This is a genomic window from Pseudomonas sp. FH1, assembly GCF_000510895.2.
Lineage (GTDB): Bacteria > Pseudomonadota > Gammaproteobacteria > Pseudomonadales > Pseudomonadaceae > Aquipseudomonas > Aquipseudomonas azotoformans_A.
In genome coordinates this window covers 19,118-39,732 of the sequence record NZ_AOHM01000142.1, presented here as the reverse complement: position 1 = coordinate 39,732, position 20,615 = coordinate 19,118, and the positions used below count along the sequence as shown (strand labels likewise).

The window sequence follows — 20,615 nt, the reverse complement described above, 5'->3', positions numbered from 1 at the left end:
ATCGTGAGAAATGAGCATTACTCCTGATGCCAGCCGACGCGGGAAAAAGTATCAGCGTCCCGCGCGTTTTTTTACCGAGACCGATTCATGCCAACCACCCGTGTCCTGATTTACCTGCTGTTCACGATCCAACTTGGGTCGATGGGTGCCATGGAAATGAGCGGCCCATTCTGGCCCTTGCACCTGCGCGAGCTGACCGACTCCGACACGCTGTTCAGCTTCGCCAGCATCGCGGTGTACGTGGGGCCGATGCTTGGCATTTTGCTGACCAGTGCGTTCTGGGGCCGTATCGGCGATCGCTACGGCCACAAGTGGATGATGATCCGTGCGCTGGTCGGGCTGACCCTGACCCAATTGGGGCTGGCACTGTTCAGCGACCTTTGGACGATCCTGGTCCTGCGCTTCCTGCAGGGCGCCTGCGCCGGGTATATCGCCCCGGCGCAGGCGTATGGGGTGAGCATCGAGGCCCCTTCGCGGCGCGCGCGTTTGTTTGCGCTACTGCAGATTTCCACCAATGTTGGCTCATTGCTGGGCGCGGTGGTGGGCGGCTTGATCCTCGACCATGCCACGTTCTTCTGGATCAACCTCAGCGCCGCCGCACTCTGCGCGGTGTGTACGCTGGTGGCGGCGGTGACCCTGCCGGATGTCGCGCCGGTCAAAAAAACCGCGCCTGCTGCCAAGAACGGTGTGTGGCAAGGGTCCGCACTGTTACCGCTGCTGAGTGTGATGGGCATTCTGCTGCTCGCGCGGATGCTGCCGCAAACCTCGTTCTCGCTGTATGTGAACACCACCTTCAACGTGAGCAACGCGGTGGTCGGCCTGTGCTACGGCTTGCTGGCACTGGGGTTTATCCTGTCGGCCACGGCCTGGTCGCGGCATTTCGAGGGGCGTACGCAAGCCGACACGCTGCGGCGCATCGGTTACGTGGTGCTCGGCTGTATCGTCCTCACCGGCCTAGCCGGCGTCACCCGCGAACCTGTGGTGTTTGTGTGCACCTACTTCATCTGGGGCGTGCTGTTGGGCGCGACCACGCCGGTGCTGACCGCGCTGATCTCCAAAACCGCCGACAGCGCGCGTCAGGGCCATGTGCTGGGGATCGCCCAGGGCACCGCGCAGTTCGCCTCGATTGCCGGCATCTGCCTCGGCGGGTTGCTCAGCCAGGTGTATGGCCTGGCGTACACCTACCTGTTCGTGTGCCTGGCGTACGCGGTGGCCTGGGTTGCGATTCTCGCGTTGCGTTACCGCAGGGTTGTCCCTTAGCATTGGGAATACTTCTCAATTGCACGGATCCGCGCCATGAGCGAAATCCTTACCGCCGATAGCCAGCAGCACCTGCGCGTGATTGAGGCCCTGTACAGCGGCCATCACGGTTGGCTGTACGCCACGCTCAAGCGCAAACTCGGCAACGCCATGGATGCGGCCGACCTGGCCCAGGACACCTTCACGCGCATCCTCGCGTCCCAGGTCACGGTGATTGACCAGCCGCGGGCGTACCTGAGCTGTGTGGCCAAGGGCATCCTGGTCAACTGGTATCAGCGCAAGGCGTTGGAACGCGCTTACCTGGAGGCGCTCGCCAGCGTGCCGACCCATGAAGTGCCTTCGCCGGAAGCGCATTTCGTGGTGCTGGAGACCCTGCATGAGATCGACGCAATGCTCGACGCCCTGCCGCCACTGGTCAAGCGTGCCTTCCTGCTGTCGCAGCTCAACGGCCTCAAATATCAGGACATCGCCGAGCAACTGGGCGTGTCGCTGATCACCGTCAAACGCTACATGAAACAGGCCTTTGTGCAGTGCCTGATGCTGGTGGAATAAGTGCTCAGCCTGCGCAAGCAACCCCCGTTAGCCCCCGAAGTCCTCGAAGAAGCTGCCGAGTGGCTGATGCGCTTGAGCGAAGGCGGCCTCAGCGACCACGAACGCGCCGAATGGGAGCGCTGGAAAGTCAGCAGCCCCGAGCGTGATCGCGCCTGGGCCCGTGCGCAGTTGCTGCAAAGCAAGTTGGGCGGCCTGCCGCCGGCCCTGGCCATGTCGGCACTGGATCGGCCAAGCCACCCGGAACGCCGTGCAGCCCTGGGCAAGCTGGCCCTGCTGCTGGCGGTGATTCCGGTCGGCTGGGGCAGTTGGAAACTGGCGCAGACCCAACAGTGGACCGCCGACTACCGTACCCGTGTGGGCGAGCGGCGCGAATGGGTCCTGGCCGACGGCTCGCGCATCACCCTCAATACCGATTCCGCCATCGACGTGCTGTTCGACAGCCAGCAACGCCTCGTGCACCTGCGCGCAGGTGAAATACTGGTACAGACCGTCCAGGATGCGTCCCGCCCGTTCCTGGTCAGTACCGGCCAGGGCCGCATGCAAGCCCTGGGCACGCGTTTTACCGTGCGCGAATGGAACGCGCGCACCCACCTGGCCGTGCTCGAAGGCGCCGTCAAAGTGATGCTGGCCGACAACCGCCAGGTCGCGCCGCTGGTGGTCAACGCCGGGCAACGCACGGATTTTTCCGCGCAGACCTTTGGCTCGCTCACCCCCACCGACCGCAATGTCGGCGCCTGGGCCCAAGGCATGCTGATGGCCGACAAGATGCGCCTGGCGGATTTCGTCGCCGAGCTGACCCGCTATCGCCGAGGCTTCGTGCGCTATGACCCGGCGATTGCCGACCTGCGCATTTCCGGCGCCTTCCCCATCAGCGATACCCAGCGCACCTTGAACATGCTGGTGCAGACCTACCCGGTGCTCGTCAGCGGCCACTTGAGCGGCTATTGGGTCACCCTGTCGCCCGCCTGAGCGGGCGCGAAAAATAAAACACCGCTCGGGTGATACTTTTTCCTATCTCGACTGGCACACACAGGAACCCCCCTTTTCCTCTCGTCCACAGGGCTCCCTTTGATGCTTGTGATTCGCAGCGCGCTGCTCAGCCTGGCCCTGGTCAGCGCCGCCATGGCCGCGCAGTTGGATGCGGTCGCGGTCCGTGCCTACAAGATCGCGCCAGGCCCGCTCGGCGCCACGCTGTCGAGCTTTGCCGTGGACGCGGGCATCGCCCTGTCGTTTGTCCCGGCCCTCACCGAAGGCCTGACCAGCCCTGGGCTGTCCGGTACTTACTCAACCCAGGAAGCCGTCACCCGCCTGTTGGCCGGCAGTGGCCTGGACATGGTGTTGCGCAGCGACGGCACCTACACGCTGGTGCAGCGCCAAGTCACCCTCTCGGACACCACGGTCAGTGGCGTCGAGCAACGCGCCGACAGCCTGCCACCGGTGTATTCGGGCGGCCAGGTGGCCGTCGGTGGGCGACTGGGCATGCTCGGTAATGCGGATGTGATGGACGCACCGTTCAGCGTCAGCACCTACACCGCCTCGTTGATCAAGGACCAGCAAGCCACCACCGTCGGAGACCTGCTGGAGCGCGATTCCTCGGTGCGCTCCACCGGGCAGACCGGCGGCATTGTCGACTCGTTTTTCATCCGTGGGTTTCCGGTGGGCGAAGGCAACCTCGGCGAATTGGCGTTCGACGGCGTGTACGGCGTGGCCTCCAACTACCGGGTGTTCACCGAATACGCAGAACGTATCGAAGTGGTGAAAGGCCCCGGCGCGCTGCTCTACGGCATGTCACCCAACAGCGCGGTAGGCGGAGTGATCAACGTGGTGCCCAAGCGCTCGCTGGAGGAAGACCTGACCCGCTACACCGCCAGCTATGCCCAGGATGCCCACGTCGGTAACCGGATCGATATCAGCCGGCGTTTTGGCGAAGAGCGCCGCTTCGGTATGCGGCTAAACGGCGGTGTGCAACAAGGCGACACGGTGATCGACAAGCAATCCCGTGAAGTCGGCATCGGTGCGCTGTCCCTGGACTATCAAGGCGAGCGCCTGCGCACCAGCCTGGACCTGACTTCCCAGGAAGAAACCTTCGACGCCGCGTCCCGACCGTTCCTGATCGCCTCCGGCGTAAAGATTCCCGATGCCGCCAATGGCCGTACCAACGTCAGCCAGGACTGGGGCTGGTCGCGCACCCGGGACAAATCCGCCCTGCTCAGCGGCGAGTACGACCTCACTGACAACCTGACGGTGTTCGCCCATGCCGGCGGCGGCAAATCGGCAGTGGCGCGCCTGTCCGACCAGACCCCAAGCATTGTCAACACAGCCGGCGACACCTCGTCGATCCCCGGTTACTACCGCTTCGAAGTGCAGCGCTACACGGTGGATGCCGGTGCGCGCCTGCGCTTCGACACGGGGCCGATCAGCCACAGCAGTACCCTGCAAGTCACCCGCTATCGCGATGAGCTGTCGCGAGGGATTATCTCCGGCGCGCCGGTGCTGTCGAATATCTACCACCCGGTCGAGCGCCCCAAACCCTCCATCGCCAAGCCGGACGCGCCGAAAGTCTCCGCCACCGAGTTATCCGGCGTGGCCATTGCCGACACTTTGTCGATACTCGACCAACGCGTGCAGGTCACCGTGGGCTTGCGCAAACAGAACATCCAGTCCCACAACTACAACGCCGCCGGCGCGGTGACCACGGCCTACGACGCCGGCAAGACCACGCCGCTGTTCGGCGCGGTGGTCAAGCCCTGGGAGCATGTGTCGTTTTATTACAACTACCTCGAAGGCCTGAGCAAGGGCGATGTGGCGCCGTCCAATGCGGCCAACGCCGGGGAAATTTTTGCGCCCTATGTTTCCAGGCAGCATGAAGTCGGGGTGAAGTTCGATTACGGCACCTTCATGTCGACGCTGGCGCTGTTCCAGATCCAGAAACCCACCGGCGAACTGGCCCAGGGGCGCTTCTCGGTACAAGGCGAACAACGCAATCGCGGCCTGGAGCTGAGCCTGTTTGGCGAAGTCGCTCCAGGCACGCGCCTGCTCGGCGGCGTGACCCTGCTGGATGCACAGCTCACCAAAACCAGCATCGCCGCCAATCAGGGCAACACCCCGGTGGGCGTGCCCGAAGTGCAAGCCAACCTCTGGGCCGAATGGGACACCCCGTGGGTCGAAGGGCTGACGTTGACCAGCGGCGCGATCTATACCGCCAGCCAGTACGTCAACCAGGCCAACACCCAACAGCTGGACGCCTGGACCCGCTTCGATGTCGGCGCGCGCTACAGCACGCGCATCGCCGAGCGTCCGACCACCTTCCGCGCCACCGTGCAGAACCTGTTCGACCGCGAATACTGGTCCGGCGTGGCCTCCTACGGCGCGTTTTCCCAGGGTTCGCCACGCACCCTCCTCCTGTCGGCCACGGTCGACTTCTGATACCTGCAAGGGCTCACATGATGCGTTCGATTGTTCGATGCGGCCACGTTTTGGCGGCACTGTTGTTCACCGGGTTGCTGGGCATGCCTGCGCTGGCGGCGCCCACCACCGTTACCGATCTGCTCGGGCGCCAGGTCAAGGTCAACCTGCCGGTGCAGCGGGTGATTCTGGGTGAAGGCCGCCAGCTGTACCTGGTGGCGGCGCTGGATACGCAAAACCCCATCGAGCGCATCGTCGGCTGGCGCAAGGACCTGATCCAGTCCGACCCGGACACCTACAACGCCTATCGGCGTCAATTCCCCGAGATCGCCAACATCCCCACCTTCGGCGGTTTTGAAGACGGCACCTTCGACATCGAACAAGCGATTTCCCAGCGGCCCGACGTGATCATCCTCAATATCGAGGCGCAACACGCCACCGAGGACGCGCGCTACATCGAGAAGCTCGACGCCCTGGGCATTCCGGTGGTGTATGTGGACTTTCGCAACCAGCCCATGACTAACACCGAACCGACCATGCGCCTGTTCGGCCAGTTGTTCGGCAAAGAAGAGCGGGCCGAGGCGTTTATCACGTTCCGCAACCAGCAGATCCGCCGTGTGACCGAGGTGATTGCCGCGCAGCAGCCCAAGCGCCCCGCCGTGTTCATCGAGCGCATCGGCGGCTACACCGACGATTGCTGCCTGAGTTTCGGCGATGAAAACTTCGGGCTTTTTGTCGAAATGGCCGGCGGCAATAACGTCGCCAAAGGCATCATCCCCAGCACTTTCGGGCAACTGAATCCCGAGCAGGTGATCGTGGCCAACCCGGACCAGGTGGTCGTCACCAGCGCCAACTGGGAGGCTTTCGCGCCGGGTGGCCATTGGGTCGGCGTCGGCCCTGGCGCAGACAGGGACCAAGCCCGGCACAAGCTGGCGTGGTACACCCAACGTCCTGCCTACGCCGGGATCAAGGCCCAGCAGACCCAGGCCTTCCACGCTATCTGGCATCAGTTCTACAACAGCCCGTATCAGTTCGTGGCGATCCAGCAATTGGCCAAATGGTTTCATCCGACGCTGTTTGCCGACCTCGACCCGGAAGCCGCATTTCGCGAGTTGCATGAACGATTCCTGCCGGTGCCCTACGCGCCTGGCTACTTCGTGAGCCTCAAGCCATGACTGCCTACCGTCAATTGGTGCTGCGCAAACGCCTGATCCTGGTCATCCTGACCCTGCTGTTGCTGTGCAGTGTGTTGCTGGATTTGGCCCTCGGCCCGGCGCGCTACAGCCTCAGTGAAGTGCTCGGCGCGCTGCTGTCGCCAGACAGCGCAGCGTCCCAGGTACGCGTGGTGATGTGGGATATCCGCCTGCCGGTCGCGCTGATGGCGGTGGCGGTCGGCGCGGCGTTATCCCTGGCCGGGGCACAGATGCAGACGATCCTCAACAACCCGTTGGCCAGCCCGTTCACCCTCGGGCTTTCCGCTGCCGCCAGCTTTGGCGCGGCCATGGGACTGGCCTTCGGCGTGGCGCTGTTTCCGTTGGCGGCGCAGTACATGGTGCCGGTCAACGCGTTCATCATGGCGATGCTGTGCGCACTGCTGATCCACTTCCTGAGCCTGCGTCGTGGCGTCACCGCCGAAACCATCGTGCTGCTCGGCATTGCCCTGGTTTTTACCTTCAATGCGCTGTTGGCGCTGGTGCAGTTTTTCGCCACCGAGCAAGCCGTGGCAGCCGTGGTGTTCTGGACCATGGGCAGCCTGACCAAGGCCACCTGGCCCAAGTTGGGCGTGATCTGCCTGGTGATCCTGATCACCCTGCCGATCTTCGCCAAACGCGCCTGGGCCCTGACCGCCCTGCGCCTGGGCGACGACAAGGCCGCCAGTTTCGGCATCAACGTGCGCAGCCTGCGCTTCCAGACGCTAATCATGGTCAGCCTGCTCGCCTCGTTCCCGGTGGCCTTTGTCGGCACCATCGGCTTTATCGGCTTGGTCGGCCCGCACATCGCCCGCATGCTGATTGGCGAAGACCAACGCTTCTTCCTGCCCGCCTCGCTGCTCACCGGCGCGTTGATTCTGTCGGCCAGTTCGGTGGTCAGCAAAACCCTGATCCCCGGTGCGATTTTCCCGATTGGCGTGGTCACCTCACTGATCGGCGTACCGTTTTTTATCTCCCTGATCCTGAGCGGGAAGAAAACCCCATGGTAAGCATTCAGTTGCAAGACCTCGGCGCCACTTATGGGCAACGCAGCATCATCCGCGGCGTGACCACCGCCCGTTTTGTCGGCGGCCAAGTGGTGGCGGTGGTCGGTCCCAATGCGGCCGGCAAGTCCACCTTGTTCAAGCGCATGGCCGGGCTGATCGACGGACCGGGCCAGGTGATCCTGCAGGACTCGGCAAAAGGCCTCCAAGGCATCAGCTACATGCCCCAAGGCCTGAACGCCAGCGCCCGCTTGACGGTGTATGAATCCGTCTTGCTGGCACGCAAGCAACTAGCACCCGGCTGGACGGTGCATGATGACGAGCTGAAGTTGGTCGATGAAATCCTCACCGCCCTGGGCATCACCGAGCTGTCCTTTCGCAACCTCGGTGAACTCAGCGGAGGCCAGCAACAACTGGTGTCCATCGCCCAGACCTTGGTGCGCGAACCCGACGTGTTGCTGATGGACGAACCCACCAGCGCCCTCGACATGCATCGCCAGGTGCAGGTGCTGAACTTCATGCAGGCCCTGGCGCGCAAACGGGAGGTGATTGTGTTCATCGCCCTGCACGACCTGAACCAGGCGCTGCGTTTTGCCGACCAGGTGCTGGTGATCGCCGACGGCACCGCCCAGGGCAGCGGGCCGAGCCATGAGGTGATCAATGAGGCGATGCTGCGCGCGGTGTACAAGGTCCAGGCGCGGATCGAGCGGTGCAGTCGGGGGCAGCCGCATATTTTGATCGACGATATTGTGTAAGGCTTGAGTCCGTAGGGTGGCGTTTCGTCATGGTTTGTAAAGGGCCAGCAAGGCGCATCGCTTTTAATTGCAGGACGTTTCCTAGACAATCCCTGCCGCCTTGTGCCTGCTGGAATCGGTGGCTAGTCTGCAGCCCGTCACTGCCTATTCAGTGATCGGGTTTAGTCGCCCGGAATGACACAAGGCGCACGGTCACATGTAGTTTTATGGTGGCTGTGCGCAGGGCACCTTCGGGTGCGCCGGATTTCCTTGTGGCCGGTCGACTAACCTGCGTACAGCCGCCACCCTTCGTTTAGTCGCGACAGGTGTTGGCTCCTATTTACACGAGGAACTACACCATGAATAAAGTCCTACCCGATCCACCCATCGACCCCGCAAAAGACCGCGCCGCTTTCAACCGCGCCATCGACCATTACCTGCCTACCCAAGGTTTCCACTCGGTCAACGAAGACCTCAGCTTCGAAGACGCCCTGCTCTACACCGCCAGCCTGCTCGACAGCGCGTCGGCCACCGCACTCGATTGTGGTGAGCAATTGGCAAGCCCCGAACGGGCGAAGATCCTGGCGGTGTGGCATTTGCTGGAAATCGCCAAGACCACGGTGGACCGCTCTATCGAATGCCTGAAACACAACTAAAACAGATGGGAGCGGGCCAGCCCTAATGCCAGTCAGTTAAAGGCGAACACTTTATCTGTGGCGAGGGAGCTTGCTCCCGTTGGGTCGCGAAGCGGCCCCAAAAATGGGACTGCTGCGCAGTCCAACGGGAGCAAGCTCCGCCTGATGCAAAACCGCCGTATAGCCTTGTCTACAGCGCTTTCACCCGATCCTGTTGAATCCTTGCCCGATCCTCCGATTTGTCGACCACCGGGTATCTGCGCCCTTGCACTCTGGTCTAGAGTTCGACAATAAGCGGCCACTGCGTTCATCACTAAAAAGGCCGCACCTACCGTTGATCAGCAGGTGAGCCATGGAATTACGAATCAACCAAAAGGCCTATCAGGTCGATGCCGACGCGGACACGCCCTTGTTGTGGGTGATCCGCGATGACCTGGGCCTGACCGGCACCAAGTACGGCTGTGGCCTGGCCCAGTGCGGCGCCTGTTCGGTGCTGGTGGACGGCAATGTGGTGCGCTCCTGCGTCACGCCGGTGGCCGCCTTGGTCGGGCGTGAAATCACCACCATCGAGGCGATTGAGACCGATGAAGTGGGCAAGCGTGTGGTCGCGACCTGGGTCGAGCATCAGGTGGCGCAATGCGGGTATTGCCAGTCCGGGCAGGTGATGGCCGCCACTGCGCTGCTCAAGCACACCCCCGCGCCAAGCAAGGCGCAGATCGACGCGGCGATGATCAACCTGTGCCGCTGCGGCACCTATAACGCCATCCATGCGGCGGTCGACGCCCTGGCCAAGCAGGAGGGCGCTTGATGAGTATCCTCGACGAACTGCTTGATGCACCGGTCAACCTGTCGCGTCGCCGCTTTCTGGCGAGTACGGCGGTGGGCGCACTGGTGATTGGTTTTGGCCTGCCACTGGGCTCGGGCCGGGTGCAAGCCGCCACCCCTGCTGAACGCGGCACCCAGGTGCCGGCGTTCCTGGAGATTCGCCCGGACGGCACAGTGCGCCTGCTCAGCCCGTTCATGGAAGGCGGACAAGGCACCCACACCGCCATGGCGCAGATCGTCGGCGAAGAACTGGATGCCGACCCCGCCACCTTTATCGTCGAAGCCGCCCCGCCCGGCGAAGCCTATGTGGTGATGGAAAACGGTCTGCGCATCACCGGCGGCAGCATGTCGGTGCGCATGAGCTACCCGACCATGCGCCGCCTCGGCGCCCTGGCCCGCGCGATGTTGCTGCAAGCTGGCGCTAAACAATTGGGCGTGCCGGTTGGCGAACTGACCACCCAGCCCGGCCGCGTGGTGCATGCGGCGTCCGGTCGTTCATTGGGGTATGGCGAGCTGGCCAGCAGCGCCCTCGACATGCCTGTGCCCGATCCATCCAGCATCACCCTGCGCGACCCGAGCCAATTCCGCTGGATCGGCAAGCCGGTCAAGCGCCTGGATGCTTACGACAAATCCACCGGCAAGGCGCTCTACAGCATCGACCTGAAAGTCGATAACATGCTCCACGCGGCGGTACAACATGCGCCACGCCTGGGCATGACCGTCGGCACCCTGCGCAACCAGCCTCAGGTCGAAGGCATGAAAGGCGTGCATTCGGTGCACGTGCTGCCCGGCGCGGTGGCGGTGGTGGCTGAACGTTGGTGGCACGCCAAGCGTGCGGTAGAAGCGATCCAGGTCGACTGGCAGGAAGCCGCCGCCGACTCGACGTTGCGCGTCATGCCGGCGGACTTCTCCAGCGACAAGCACTTCGAGTTCCTCGCGGCCCAGCAAGGCCCGGCCCGTGATGACGAGAACGAAGGTGACGTCGCCGCCGCGTTGAAAGGTGGCAAGACCCAGCTCGAGGCGACGTATCACAACCAATACCTCAACCACGGCCAGCTGGAGCCGCCGTCAGCCCTGGCGCGCTTCAACCCGGATGGCACGCTGGACATCTGGCTGCCCAACCAGGCGCCGGACATGTTCCGCGCCGACATCGCCAAGCGCACCGGCCTCGACCCTGCGCAAATCAACCTGCACTCGCCGTTGCTCGGTGGCTTCTTCGGCCGACACTTCCTGTATGACTCGGCCAACCCTTATCCGCAGGCCATTGCGTTGGCCAAGGCAGTGGGCCGTCCGGTCAAGCTGATCTGGAGTCGCGAAGAAGAGTTCTTGCGCGATGTGCTGCGCCCAGTGGCAGTGGTCAAGTTCCGCGCCGCGCTGGATGACAAAGGCTTGCCGGTCGCCATCGAAGCCGTCAGTGCGACCGAAGGCCCGACCGAAGCCCTCGCCGGCAAACAGGGCGATAAAATCGACCCCACGGCGGTTGAAGGGTTATCGGGCAAGTCCTACGCTATCCCCAACAAACGCATCGCGCAGATCTACGTCAAAGGCGCGCCCATGCTCGGTTACTGGCGTTCGGTGGGCAATTCGCTCAACGACTTTTTCTACGAGTCGTTCCTCGACGAACTCGCGGACAAGGGCGGGCAGGATCCCTATGAGCTGCGCCTGCACCTGCTGCGCGACAACCCACGGCTGACCACGTTGCTGCAAGCGGCGGGTGAACTGTCCGGTGGCTGGAAGCGCGGCCCCTTCACCGCCGAGGACGGCACTCGACGCGCTCGCGGCGTGGCCATGGCCTCGCCGTTTGGCTCGCATACGGCAGCGATCGCTGAGGTGTCCATCGAGAACGGCAAGGTCAGGGTGCACGATATCTGGCAAGCCATCGACCCCGGCAGCATCGTCAACCCGGCGATTGTCGAGGCCCAGGTCAATGGCGCGGTGGCGTTGGGCTTGTCCCAGACCTTGCTGGAAGAAGCAGTGTATGTGGACGGCAAGCCACGGGCGCGCAACTACGACTTGTACCCGATCCTGGCGCCCGCGCAGATGGCACGGGTGCATGTACGGATAGTCGAGAGTGGCGAAAAGATGGGCGGTATCGGCGAGCCGCCGTTGCCTGCCGTGGCTCCGGCCGTGGCCAATGCGGTGGCGCAGTTGACCGGCCAGCGCGTGCGCAGCCTGCCCTTGAGCCGACACACTTTCAGCTGACCTTCAGGAAACGCCCATGAACAACCGTCGATTCGCAAGAACCGCAGGCTGGCTGGCGCTGCCCTGCCTGGTCGCCGCAGGCCTGCTGGCTTGGTACGTCACCCGTGAACCGGCTACGCCGTTCGAACAGGAACAGGCGAAAGCCACCTTCGATCCCGCCTTGATCAGCCGTGGCGAGTATGTCGCCCGCCTCAGCGATTGCGTGGCCTGCCACAGCCTGGCGGGCAAGGCGCCGTTTGCCGGTGGCCTGGAAATGGCCACGCCGTTGGGGGCGATCCACGCCACCAACATCACGCCAGACAAGCAAACCGGCATCGGCACTTACAGCCTGGCCGATTTCGACCGTGCGGTGCGCCATGGCGTAGCGCCGGGTGGCCGTCGGCTGTACCCGGCCATGCCCTACCCGTCCTACGTAAAACTCAGCGATGACGACATCAAAGCGCTGTACGCGTTTTTCATGCAGGGCATACAACCGGCCAACCAACCGAATATCCCCAGTGATATTCCCTGGCCGCTGAATATGCGCTGGCCCATCGCCCTGTGGAACGGCGTGTTCTCGCCCACTGCGACTTACGCGGTCAAGCCCAACCAGGACGCACTGTGGAACCGTGGCGCTTATATCGTCCAAGGCCCCGGCCACTGCGGCAGTTGCCACACGCCACGCGGCCTGGCCTTTAACGAAAAAGCCCTGGATGAATCCGGCGCGCCGTTCCTCGCCGGTGCCTTGCTCGACGGCTGGTATGCGCCGAGCCTGCGCCAGGACCCCAACACCGGGCTGGGCCGCTGGACGGAGCCGCAGATCGTGCAGTTCCTCAAGACCGGGCGCAACGCCCATGCGGTGGTCTACGGTTCGATGACCGAGGCCTTCAACAACTCCACGCAGTTCATGCAGGACGACGACCTGGCGGCCATCGCTCGCTATCTCAAGTCATTGCCCGGCGACCCGCAGCGCGACGGCGCACCCTGGCAGTATCAGGCGGTGGCGGCGGTTCAAGACGCCCCCGGCGCCCACACCTATGCCACCCGCTGCGCCTCTTGCCATGGTCTCGACGGCAAGGGCCAGCCCGAGTGGATGCCGCCCCTGGCCGGCGCCACGTCGGCACTGGCGAAGGAAAGCGCGTCAGCGATCAACATCACCCTCAACGGCTCGCAACGCGTGGTCGCGGCCGGCGTGCCGGACGCCTACCGCATGCCAGCGTTTCGTGAGCAATTGTCCGACGCGCAAATCGCCGAGGTACTCAGCTACGTGCGCGGCACCTGGGGCAACAATGGCGGTGCGGTGGATGCCAAAGCAGTGGGCAAGTTGCGCGGGCACACTGACCCGGCGAGCAGCAGCCCGATTATCCTGCACATGCGCTGAGGTCAGGGCTTCAGGTTTTTCACGCTGGCAAACGTTGCCTCGCCCCGCGCCTGCTCCAACACGTTCATGGGCGCGGGCGTAGGCAACGCATGCATCACCGGCTTGAGCACGATGGAGCGCTCGCTGTCGGTTACCGAGCGCTCGTCGCTGGGCGGCACGCCGAAGTATTCGCGGTAGCACTTGGAGAAATGCGGCGTGGACACAAAGCCGCAGAGCACCGCCAGCTCGACGATGGAAATGGGCGTCTGCTTGAGTAACTGCCGTGCCCGGATCAGCCGCAGCCGCAGGTAGTAGCGCGACGGCGAACAGTGCAGGTATTTCTGGAACATGCGCTCCAGCTGACGGCGGGACAACGCGACATAGGCCGCCAGCTCATCCAGGTTGATCGGTTCCTCCAGGTTGGCCTCCATCAACGCGACGATTTCCTGCAGCTTGGGCTGCTGGGTGCCGAGCATGTGCTTGAGGGGCACGCGCTGATGGTCCTGCTCGTTGCGGATGCGCTCGTACACAAACATGTCGGAGATGGCCGCCGACAGCTCATGCCCGTGATCACGGCCAATCAGGTGCAGCATCATGTCCAGGGGCGCCGTGCCGCCCGAGCTGGTGAGACGGTCGCGGTCGAGGGTAAACAGGCTGGAACTGACCGTCACCCGTGGAAACGCCTCCTGCATGGCCGCCAACCATTCCCAATGCACGCTGCATTCATAGCCATCCAGCAAACCGGCCCGCGCCAACACAAAGCTACCGGTACAGATACCGCCCAATCGCTTGGCGTAACGCGCCTGGCTGCGCAGCCACTTGACCAACTCGCCGGTCACGGTGCCCTGGATGCCGATGCCGCCGCAGACAATCACAATATCGGCGGACGGCACGCTGAGAATCGACCCGTCCGGCGTGATGGGCACGCCGTCACTGGCCCACACGGGGTTACCGTCCGGGCTCGCGGTGTGCCACTTGTAGAGTTCCTGGCCCGACAGTTGGTTGGCCATGCGCAGGGGTTCGACCGCCGACGCCAGTGACATCAGGGTGAACTGGTCCAGCAGCACGAACACGATGCTGCTTACGGGGCGGCCACTCATGGCGGTGAGGCTGCGGCCACGGTTTTTTGCGTGCGTTCGGGCTGCCGCGCGGTGAGCAAGCCGACCAGGGAAATCATCAGGGCCAGGCCGATGGTGGATGACACCTCAAAACGGTGTTCCGGCGTGACCAGCATCACCGTCAAAGCGGCACAGATGAATGCGATGACCAGCCAAGTCAGCCAGGGAAACAGCCACATCTGGAAGGTCAACGTGACGTTGCGCTGTCGCAGGATCTTGCGCATGCGCAACTGCGACACCGCGATCACCAGGTACACCAGCAAGGCGATGGCGCCCGAACTGGCCAGCAGGAACTGGAACAACCCGGCCGGCGCGAAGTAACTGAACAGGGTCACACCCGCGCCCAGGATGGTGCTGGCAATCACCGCTGCCCTCGGCACGCTGGCCGCCGAGGTTTTCTTCATCAACGTGGGAGCATCCCCACGCTTGCCCAGGGAAAACAGCATGCGCGAGGCAATGTAGATGGAGGAATTCATGCAACTGGCCACGGCGATCAACACCACAACATCAACCAGCAGCTTGGCGTTGGGAATATTCATCAGCTCCAGGGCGCGCTGATAAGAGCCTACCGAGGCCAGCAACGGGTCGTTCCACGGCACCACGGAAATCACCACGAAGATCGACAACAGGTAGAACACGCCAATGCGCCACATCACCGAGCGCGTGGCCCGGGCGATGTTCTGCGCCGGGTTACTGGACTCGGCCGCCGCGATGGTGACCGCCTCGGTGCCGATAAAACTGAACATGATGGTGATGAAGGCCCCCACCACCGCCGACAGCCCGTTGGGCGCGAAACCGCCGTGTTCCTCCATCAACCGGCTCAACCCACTGACCTCGCGCTCGGGAATCCAGCCCATCAGCACCGCAAAGCCCAGGCCGATAAAACCGATGATCGCGACGACCTTGGCCATGGCGAACCAGAACTCGAACTCGCCGTACTTGGACACGCTGAACAGATTGGTGACCACCAACAAAAAGATCGACAACAAGGCAAACAGCCAAGCGTCGATCTGTGGGAACCATTGGTTGAGGATATGCCCGGCGGCCAGGGCCTCGATGGGGATCACTAGCACCCAGAACCACCAGTACAACCAACCGATGGTAAACCCGGCCCAGCGGCCAATGGCCTGGTCGGCATAAGTGGAGAAAGACCCGGTATCGGGGTTGGCCACCGCCATCTCCCCGAGCATGCGCATCACCAGCACCACCAGCGTGCCGGAGAACAGATAAGCCAGCAGCACCGCCGGCCCCGCCGCCGCAATCGCATGCCCGGAACCGACAAACAACCCCGCCCCGATAATGCCCGCAATGGAAAGCATGGTCACATGACGCGGCTTGAAGCCTTGCGCCAACTGGCCGTTGGAATCGTTGGAATTCAGGCTATTCATTGTTTTTGTTGTTCTCGGTGATCGACGTCAAGGTGTACTGACTGAAGAGTCAGGCGATCATCATTTCTTAATGATGGGTCACCTTACGCGGCCTGAGTTCATAAAAAATAGCCTGGGAGCGGCGGGGATTGGTCTGATATCGACATGGGTTCGCATCTGTCAGATGAATCAGAATCCGACTACTTAAAAAAGCACCGGGTGCCCACGGACATACCTAGGTGGCCTCAGCACAATCAAACCCTCATTGATAAGCAGGGATAAGGCGTATCCAGAATGTAATGCGCGGAAGTAAACCAGCCTCCTGACTGTCACTTTCTTGAATCGCTTTTATATACATATAAAGTATGCATAATGAGAACATTCAGGATTCAATATGACGAGACGAAAAACACCGCAAATCAGCAGAAGCACAATGGCATTAGCCTTGTCGAGGCGGAACCGGTGTTCTACGACGAGGCAGCTCTGACAATCCAAGATCATCGTCATGATGAAGAACGCTGGGTGATCGTTGGCTCGGACGCGAGGGGACGCGTGTTAGTCGTGGCTTACACCTACCGCGATCCAAATTTTGTGCGAGTCATCAGTGCGCGACTCGCATCGAAGAATGAAAGGCGCCAATACCTAGAGGCTTGAGACATGAAAGACGAATACGACTTCAGCTCCGGTAAACGCGGTGCAGTCGCCAGTAACAAGGGCAAGACCCGCATCACTATCATGCTGGACGACTCGGTGATCGAGGCGGCACGTGCACGCGCGGAAAATGCTGGTACAGGCTATCAGACCGTGATCAATAACCTGCTACGTCAGGCGCTGCTTTCCCAAGAAACACATAACCTGGCACCTCCGTCGGTGAAAAAAACCAAAACCCTGCACGTTATCAAAGATGGCATTAGCGTCTGCGAGGTCGAAGCGCTGGAACAACAGCTGATCGCACTCGCTGGCGAGTTAAATCGAGTGTTGGCTTCTCCCAGACTCACCAAGTCAAAGGCCAAGTCCACTTTATGAAGGTATTACTTTGTCTACACACCCTCTAAACATTATCCGCCGGGCCACATCCGACGACGTGCACGCCCTGATCGAACTGGACACCTACGCAACGGCCCATACCCATCGCCGTGTGTTCATCCATGATGCCGTGGTTCGTCAAGAATGCCTGGTGGCCGTCGACACTGCTGGCCGTTGCGCCGGTTACCTCGTTCTGACCCATGACTTTTTCGAGTATGGTTTTGTGGCGCTGGTGGTCGTCTCACCCGCTCATCAGCGTCAGGGCATTGCGCAGCGGTTGCTGGCGGCGGCAGAGGCGGCGTGCAAGACGCCCAAGCTGTTTACGTCAACCAATGCGTCAAACACCGCCTCCCAGGCGCTGTTTGCAAAGGCCGGATTCGTGCCGAGCGGGCAGATCGACAACCTGGACGATCACGATCCTGAGTGGATCTATGTGAAATTCATCACTCCAACCGTGCGCTAACCTGCCCAGGCACGGCATGTACTCGGGGCAAACCCTTGTAGAAAATTTCCCCTCTCCATCATTCCTCCACAAAACCTCCCATGAATGCGCACGTTGGTTGCGCATAATCGGGTTCGATGTTGAGCGCTATGATCAATACCTGACAGCGTGGGCCATGGAGCGGCAACCACGACAAGGCCTATTCACCGAGCAGACTATGAACGATTACCCCGTCACATCGACTCCCCAGCCCAGCAGCATCCGGGAGAACCAGGCCTTGGTGCTGATCGCCGAAGACGAGCCCGAGATTGCGGATATCCTGATCGCCTATCTCAAGCGCAGCGGCTTTCGCACCGCCCACGCCCTTGATGGCCGGCAGGCGCTGGAACTGCACCTGAGCCTCAAGCCGGATCTGATGCTGCTGGATGTGCTGATGCCCCACGTCGATGGCTGGCAGGTGCTGGCCGAAGTGCGCCATCGCGGCAACACGCCAGTGATCATGCTGACCGCGCAGGACCAGGACATGGACAAGTTGATGGGCCTGCGTATCGGTGCCGACGACTATATCGTCAAGCCGTTCAACCCAGCCGAGGTGGTGGCGCGTACCCAGGCGGTGCTGCGGCGCTCCGTCAACTACAAATCCGGTGTCAGCGCCAGTGTGCTGCGGGTGGATGGGTTTGAAATCGATATCGAAAGCCATCAGGTGACGGTGAATATCGAAGGCAACGCCCTGCCGCTGCTGCTGACCGTCACCGAATTCAAATTGCTGGCCCAATTGGCCCGAGCGCCGAAACGTGTGTTCAGCCGCGCGGAACTGTTGGCGCTGTGCTCGCCGGAAAGCGACAGCCTGGAACGCACGGTCGACAGCCATATCAGCAAGTTGCGCCGCAAGATCGAGGACCTCGGGCTGCAAGGTGTGCCGGCAAGCATTCGCGGGGTGGGTTACCGCTTCGGGAGTGGCGCGTGAAACTATTCAATGGCTTGAGCCGCCAGATCATCCTGTCCATGTCGGTCGTGGTGCTGTGCGTGATCGCCCTGGCGGTGATCGGCTCCTATGTGTTCTACGCCCTGCTTTGGACCTACTGGCCGCTTCCGGACGAGCAGGTCGATGAGTGGATGCCCGCTAATGCCGAATGGGCGTGGATGGGCTTGACCACCTGCGTCAGCCTGGCGGTCGGTGCATTCGTGGCGACCAAGTTGTCGCGGCGCATCCTGATGCCATTGAATTCGGTGGCCGAGAACCTGCGCAAACTGGCGGACGGCGACCTCGATGTGCAGGCCGTGGCTGGCGATCAGTCCATCGGTGAGGCGGCTATTTTGGTGAATGACTTCAACAGCATGGCCCAACGCTTGAAACGCATGGCGCAGGAACAGGCGTTCTGGAACGCGGCGATCGCCCACGAACTGCGCACGCCGCTGACCATCTTGCGCGGACGCCTGCAAGGTTTGGCCGAGGGTGTGTTCGAGCCGGACACGGCGCAGTTCTACAGCCTGCTCGGGCAGGTCGAAGGGCTGACGCGGATGATCGAGGACCTGCGCGTGGTCGGCCTGGGTGACAGCGGCTACCTTGAAATCAACGTGCAAGACGCCGACCTGGCCGCAGGGGTTGAGGAGGATGTGCGACTGTTCGAACCGAGCCTGGCCGCTGCTGGTTTTACCCTGCAACTGGACCTGCAACGCCGCATCCTGCGCTGCGACCCCGCACGCATCCGCCAGGCGTTGCTGGCCCTGCTGGACAACGTGCGTCGGCATGCGACACCCGGCAACGTCAACGTGCACCTGAGCACGCGTGATGGCGTGCACTACCTAAGGGTGCGCGACGATGGTCCCGGTATTGATGAGGACTTTGCGACGCACCTGTTCGAACCTTTCCAGCGCGGCGAAAACTCTCGCTCACGCGCCCAGGGCGGCAGCGGCCTGGGCCTGGCGGTGGTGCGCGCGATTGCCATTGCCCATGGCGGCGCTGTGACCTGTCGAAAAATGGAAAACGGCGGAACGCTGTTCGAACTCAGCTGGAACCTTTGAGTAAGCCAGGCCCCGCCATGCGCATCTTTTCCAGGCTGTTTAGAACCACCCAGCGCTATCGTTATTTTGTCTTGTTGGACACCGGGCTTGTTTGCATTGCGTTCAAAAGCTGCGCCGCAATGCCTCAACACGGGCACTGGATAGAAGTTGAACACATCAACCTGTCGTGGCTGGGCAATCCCCTCCCCAGCCGTGCCCGGTTAACTGAGCGAGTGTGAACATGAGCCCTTCCCTATCACTCCTTGAAGAGTCGCTACGACAGCACACGGCTCGCCTGAAACGCCTGCAACGGTTCTGGGTGCCGCTGCAACAGCGCGCACCGAAGTGGGTACTGGCGCTGTGGATCATCGGCGTCTTCGTGTCGCTGGCGACGCAATGCTGGTGCCATTGGTTCGTGACCGCGCCGCTGATCTGCGTGTTGATCGTCGCGGAAATCGTGATCGACGAGGCGCAGATGACACTTCAGTTGCGCACCGATGCCGTTCGCGATTCGTTGAGAGCGATTATGGCAACCGGGAAACCAATCCCGGATTGAACATCCCCTCAAAGCGCGCCCTGTTCGCCGCGTAATACGCCGCCACCGCCTTGTCTGCCGTGCTCTCCCGCGCCTGCATCATCAACGCTTCGAGGTCGGCCTGGGGGATGGAGAAATGCGCAAAGAAGTACGCCACTTCGGGATGCTCCTGGCTGAAGCCTTTGCGGGCCATGGCGTGGATCTGCTCAGCGCCGCCGAAAATCTGCTTGGGATCATCCAGGTAGCGCAGCGACCATTTGGAGAACATCCAGTGCGGGCTCCAGGCGTTGACCAACGACCACTTGTCGCGCTTGAGGTTGCGGTCCAGCTCGTTGAGCATGCCGCTTTCCGAAGAACCCACCAGTTTGTAGCCCGCCAGCTTGTAGTCCTCGATCGCCTTGACGGTGAGCTTGTACTGGCCGTTGCCGACTTCGGAGGTAAAGATCTTGCCGTCGAACTTCTCGCGGATCCCGGGCTTGTTCAGGTCTTCCACGCTGGAGACTTCCGCGACCGGCACCGACGTGGGCACAGCCATGCCGATTCGCCCTTCATACAGCACGCCGAGGTCTTCGAGGCGGTCTTTGTACTTGTCGTAGAACGCCTTGTGGGTGCTGGGCAGCCAGACCATCGGGATCAGGTCGATGTTGCCGTTGGCCAGCGCCTGGAACTGGATGCCGATGTCGGCCATCACCAACTTGACCGGTTGCTTGAGATGTTCCTGCAACGCCGTGCTAGCGAGCTTGACGGTGATTTCCGTGTCGGACCAATTCACCCAACCGATGCGCACCGGGGGTTTTTCCTCGGCGTGGGTCATCGCCGCACTGGCGCCCAGCGCAAGGCCGAGCAGGTAGGCACAGGCTTTTTTCCGATAGTGCACATGAGCATTCATCAGACGTCCTCCTAAGGGGTGAGGCCGATCTTAGCGACGACTTCAGTGCACCGCAATAAAAATGTACAGCCATGTCTATTATTATTGA

The 20,615-nt window shown here is 62.1% G+C and carries 20 protein-coding genes; 17 read left to right on the top strand and 3 right to left on the bottom strand.

Annotation, left to right across the window (positions count from 1 at the left end; genetic code table 11):
* Positions 1 to 87 precede the first annotated feature (87 nt).
* The 11 genes from H096_RS31360 to H096_RS31310 all read left to right on the top strand — a co-directional run bounded on the left by H096_RS31360 (position 88) and on the right by H096_RS31310 (position 13,167).
* On the top strand, positions 88 to 1,260 hold the full coding sequence (locus tag H096_RS31360) for an MFS transporter (protein WP_033903096.1): 1,173 nt from the start codon (positions 88 to 90) through the stop codon (positions 1,258 to 1,260).
* Between the two features lie 36 nt (positions 1,261 to 1,296).
* On the top strand, positions 1,297 to 1,812 hold the full coding sequence (locus H096_RS31355; RefSeq protein WP_033903095.1) for a sigma-70 family RNA polymerase sigma factor: 516 nt from the start codon (positions 1,297 to 1,299) through the stop codon (positions 1,810 to 1,812).
* Positions 1,813 to 2,781, top strand: coding sequence for a FecR domain-containing protein (locus H096_RS31350; RefSeq protein ID WP_033903094.1), 969 nt, complete (start codon positions 1,813 to 1,815; stop codon positions 2,779 to 2,781).
* Positions 2,782 to 2,883: 102 nt separating this feature from the next.
* A complete protein-coding gene (locus H096_RS31345) occupies positions 2,884 to 5,238 on the top strand; it encodes a TonB-dependent receptor (protein WP_033903189.1) in 2,355 nt (784 codons plus the stop codon).
* Between the two features lie 20 nt (positions 5,239 to 5,258).
* Positions 5,259 to 6,392, top strand: coding sequence for an ABC transporter substrate-binding protein (locus tag H096_RS31340; RefSeq protein WP_033903188.1), 1,134 nt, complete (start codon positions 5,259 to 5,261; stop codon positions 6,390 to 6,392).
* Positions 6,389 to 7,417, top strand: a complete 1,029-nt coding sequence (locus H096_RS31335) for an iron ABC transporter permease (RefSeq protein WP_033903093.1) — start codon at positions 6,389 to 6,391, stop codon at positions 7,415 to 7,417. Before H096_RS31340 ends, H096_RS31335 begins: the two co-directional genes overlap by 4 nt.
* Entirely contained in the window at positions 7,411 to 8,166 is a 756-nt protein-coding gene (locus H096_RS31330) for an ABC transporter ATP-binding protein (RefSeq protein WP_033903092.1), read from the top strand. The genes H096_RS31335 and H096_RS31330 overlap by 7 nt, the downstream gene beginning before the upstream one ends.
* Positions 8,167 to 8,504: 338 nt before the next feature.
* Positions 8,505 to 8,801 carry a hypothetical protein gene (locus H096_RS31325; RefSeq protein WP_016978361.1) on the top strand — a complete coding sequence of 99 codons (297 nt, stop codon included), beginning with the start codon at positions 8,505 to 8,507 and terminating at the stop codon, positions 8,799 to 8,801.
* 331 nt (positions 8,802 to 9,132) lie between these two features.
* On the top strand, positions 9,133 to 9,588 hold the full coding sequence (locus tag H096_RS31320; RefSeq protein WP_033903091.1) for a (2Fe-2S)-binding protein: 456 nt from the start codon (positions 9,133 to 9,135) through the stop codon (positions 9,586 to 9,588).
* A complete protein-coding gene (locus tag H096_RS31315) occupies positions 9,588 to 11,807 on the top strand; it encodes a xanthine dehydrogenase family protein molybdopterin-binding subunit (RefSeq protein WP_033903090.1) in 2,220 nt (739 codons plus the stop codon). Before H096_RS31320 ends, H096_RS31315 begins: the two co-directional genes overlap by 1 nt.
* A 16-nt stretch (positions 11,808 to 11,823) precedes the next feature.
* A complete protein-coding gene (locus tag H096_RS31310; protein WP_033903089.1) occupies positions 11,824 to 13,167 on the top strand; it encodes a cytochrome c in 1,344 nt (447 codons plus the stop codon).
* Between the two features lie 2 nt (positions 13,168 to 13,169).
* Here H096_RS31310 and H096_RS31305 read toward each other — a convergent pair whose 3' ends face one another.
* Complete coding sequence (locus H096_RS31305) at positions 13,170 to 14,246, bottom strand: GlxA family transcriptional regulator (RefSeq protein ID WP_033903088.1); 1,077 nt, start codon at positions 14,244 to 14,246, stop codon at positions 13,170 to 13,172.
* A complete protein-coding gene (gabP, locus tag H096_RS31300; RefSeq protein WP_033903086.1) occupies positions 14,243 to 15,652 on the bottom strand; it encodes a GABA permease in 1,410 nt (469 codons plus the stop codon). Before gabP ends, H096_RS31305 begins: the two co-directional genes overlap by 4 nt.
* 351 nt (positions 15,653 to 16,003) lie before the next feature.
* On the opposite strand from gabP, the gene H096_RS31295 reads away from it, so the two are divergent.
* From H096_RS31295 to H096_RS31270, 6 genes are all read left to right on the top strand, one after another.
* Entirely contained in the window at positions 16,004 to 16,285 is a 282-nt protein-coding gene (locus H096_RS31295) for a BrnT family toxin (RefSeq protein ID WP_033903083.1), read from the top strand.
* Between the two features lie 3 nt (positions 16,286 to 16,288).
* Positions 16,289 to 16,657 carry a BrnA antitoxin family protein gene (locus tag H096_RS31290; protein ID WP_033903082.1) on the top strand — a complete coding sequence of 123 codons (369 nt, stop codon included), beginning with the start codon at positions 16,289 to 16,291 and terminating at the stop codon, positions 16,655 to 16,657.
* Between the two features lie 10 nt (positions 16,658 to 16,667).
* On the top strand, positions 16,668 to 17,120 hold the full coding sequence (locus tag H096_RS31285) for a GNAT family N-acetyltransferase (RefSeq protein ID WP_051422262.1): 453 nt from the start codon (positions 16,668 to 16,670) through the stop codon (positions 17,118 to 17,120).
* A gap of 196 nt (positions 17,121 to 17,316) precedes the next feature.
* Positions 17,317 to 18,066, top strand: coding sequence for a response regulator (locus H096_RS31280; RefSeq protein WP_033903080.1), 750 nt, complete (start codon positions 17,317 to 17,319; stop codon positions 18,064 to 18,066).
* Positions 18,063 to 19,124 carry an ATP-binding protein gene (locus H096_RS31275; protein WP_033903079.1) on the top strand — a complete coding sequence of 354 codons (1,062 nt, stop codon included), beginning with the start codon at positions 18,063 to 18,065 and terminating at the stop codon, positions 19,122 to 19,124. Before H096_RS31280 ends, H096_RS31275 begins: the two co-directional genes overlap by 4 nt.
* A 220-nt stretch (positions 19,125 to 19,344) precedes the next feature.
* Complete coding sequence (locus H096_RS31270) at positions 19,345 to 19,659, top strand: hypothetical protein (protein WP_033903078.1); 315 nt, start codon at positions 19,345 to 19,347, stop codon at positions 19,657 to 19,659.
* Here H096_RS31270 and H096_RS31265 read toward each other — a convergent pair.
* On the bottom strand, positions 19,628 to 20,527 hold the full coding sequence (locus H096_RS31265; RefSeq protein ID WP_033903077.1) for a glycine betaine ABC transporter substrate-binding protein: 900 nt from the start codon (positions 20,525 to 20,527) through the stop codon (positions 19,628 to 19,630). The genes H096_RS31270 and H096_RS31265 overlap by 32 nt on opposite strands.
* Positions 20,528 to 20,615 lie beyond the last annotated feature (88 nt).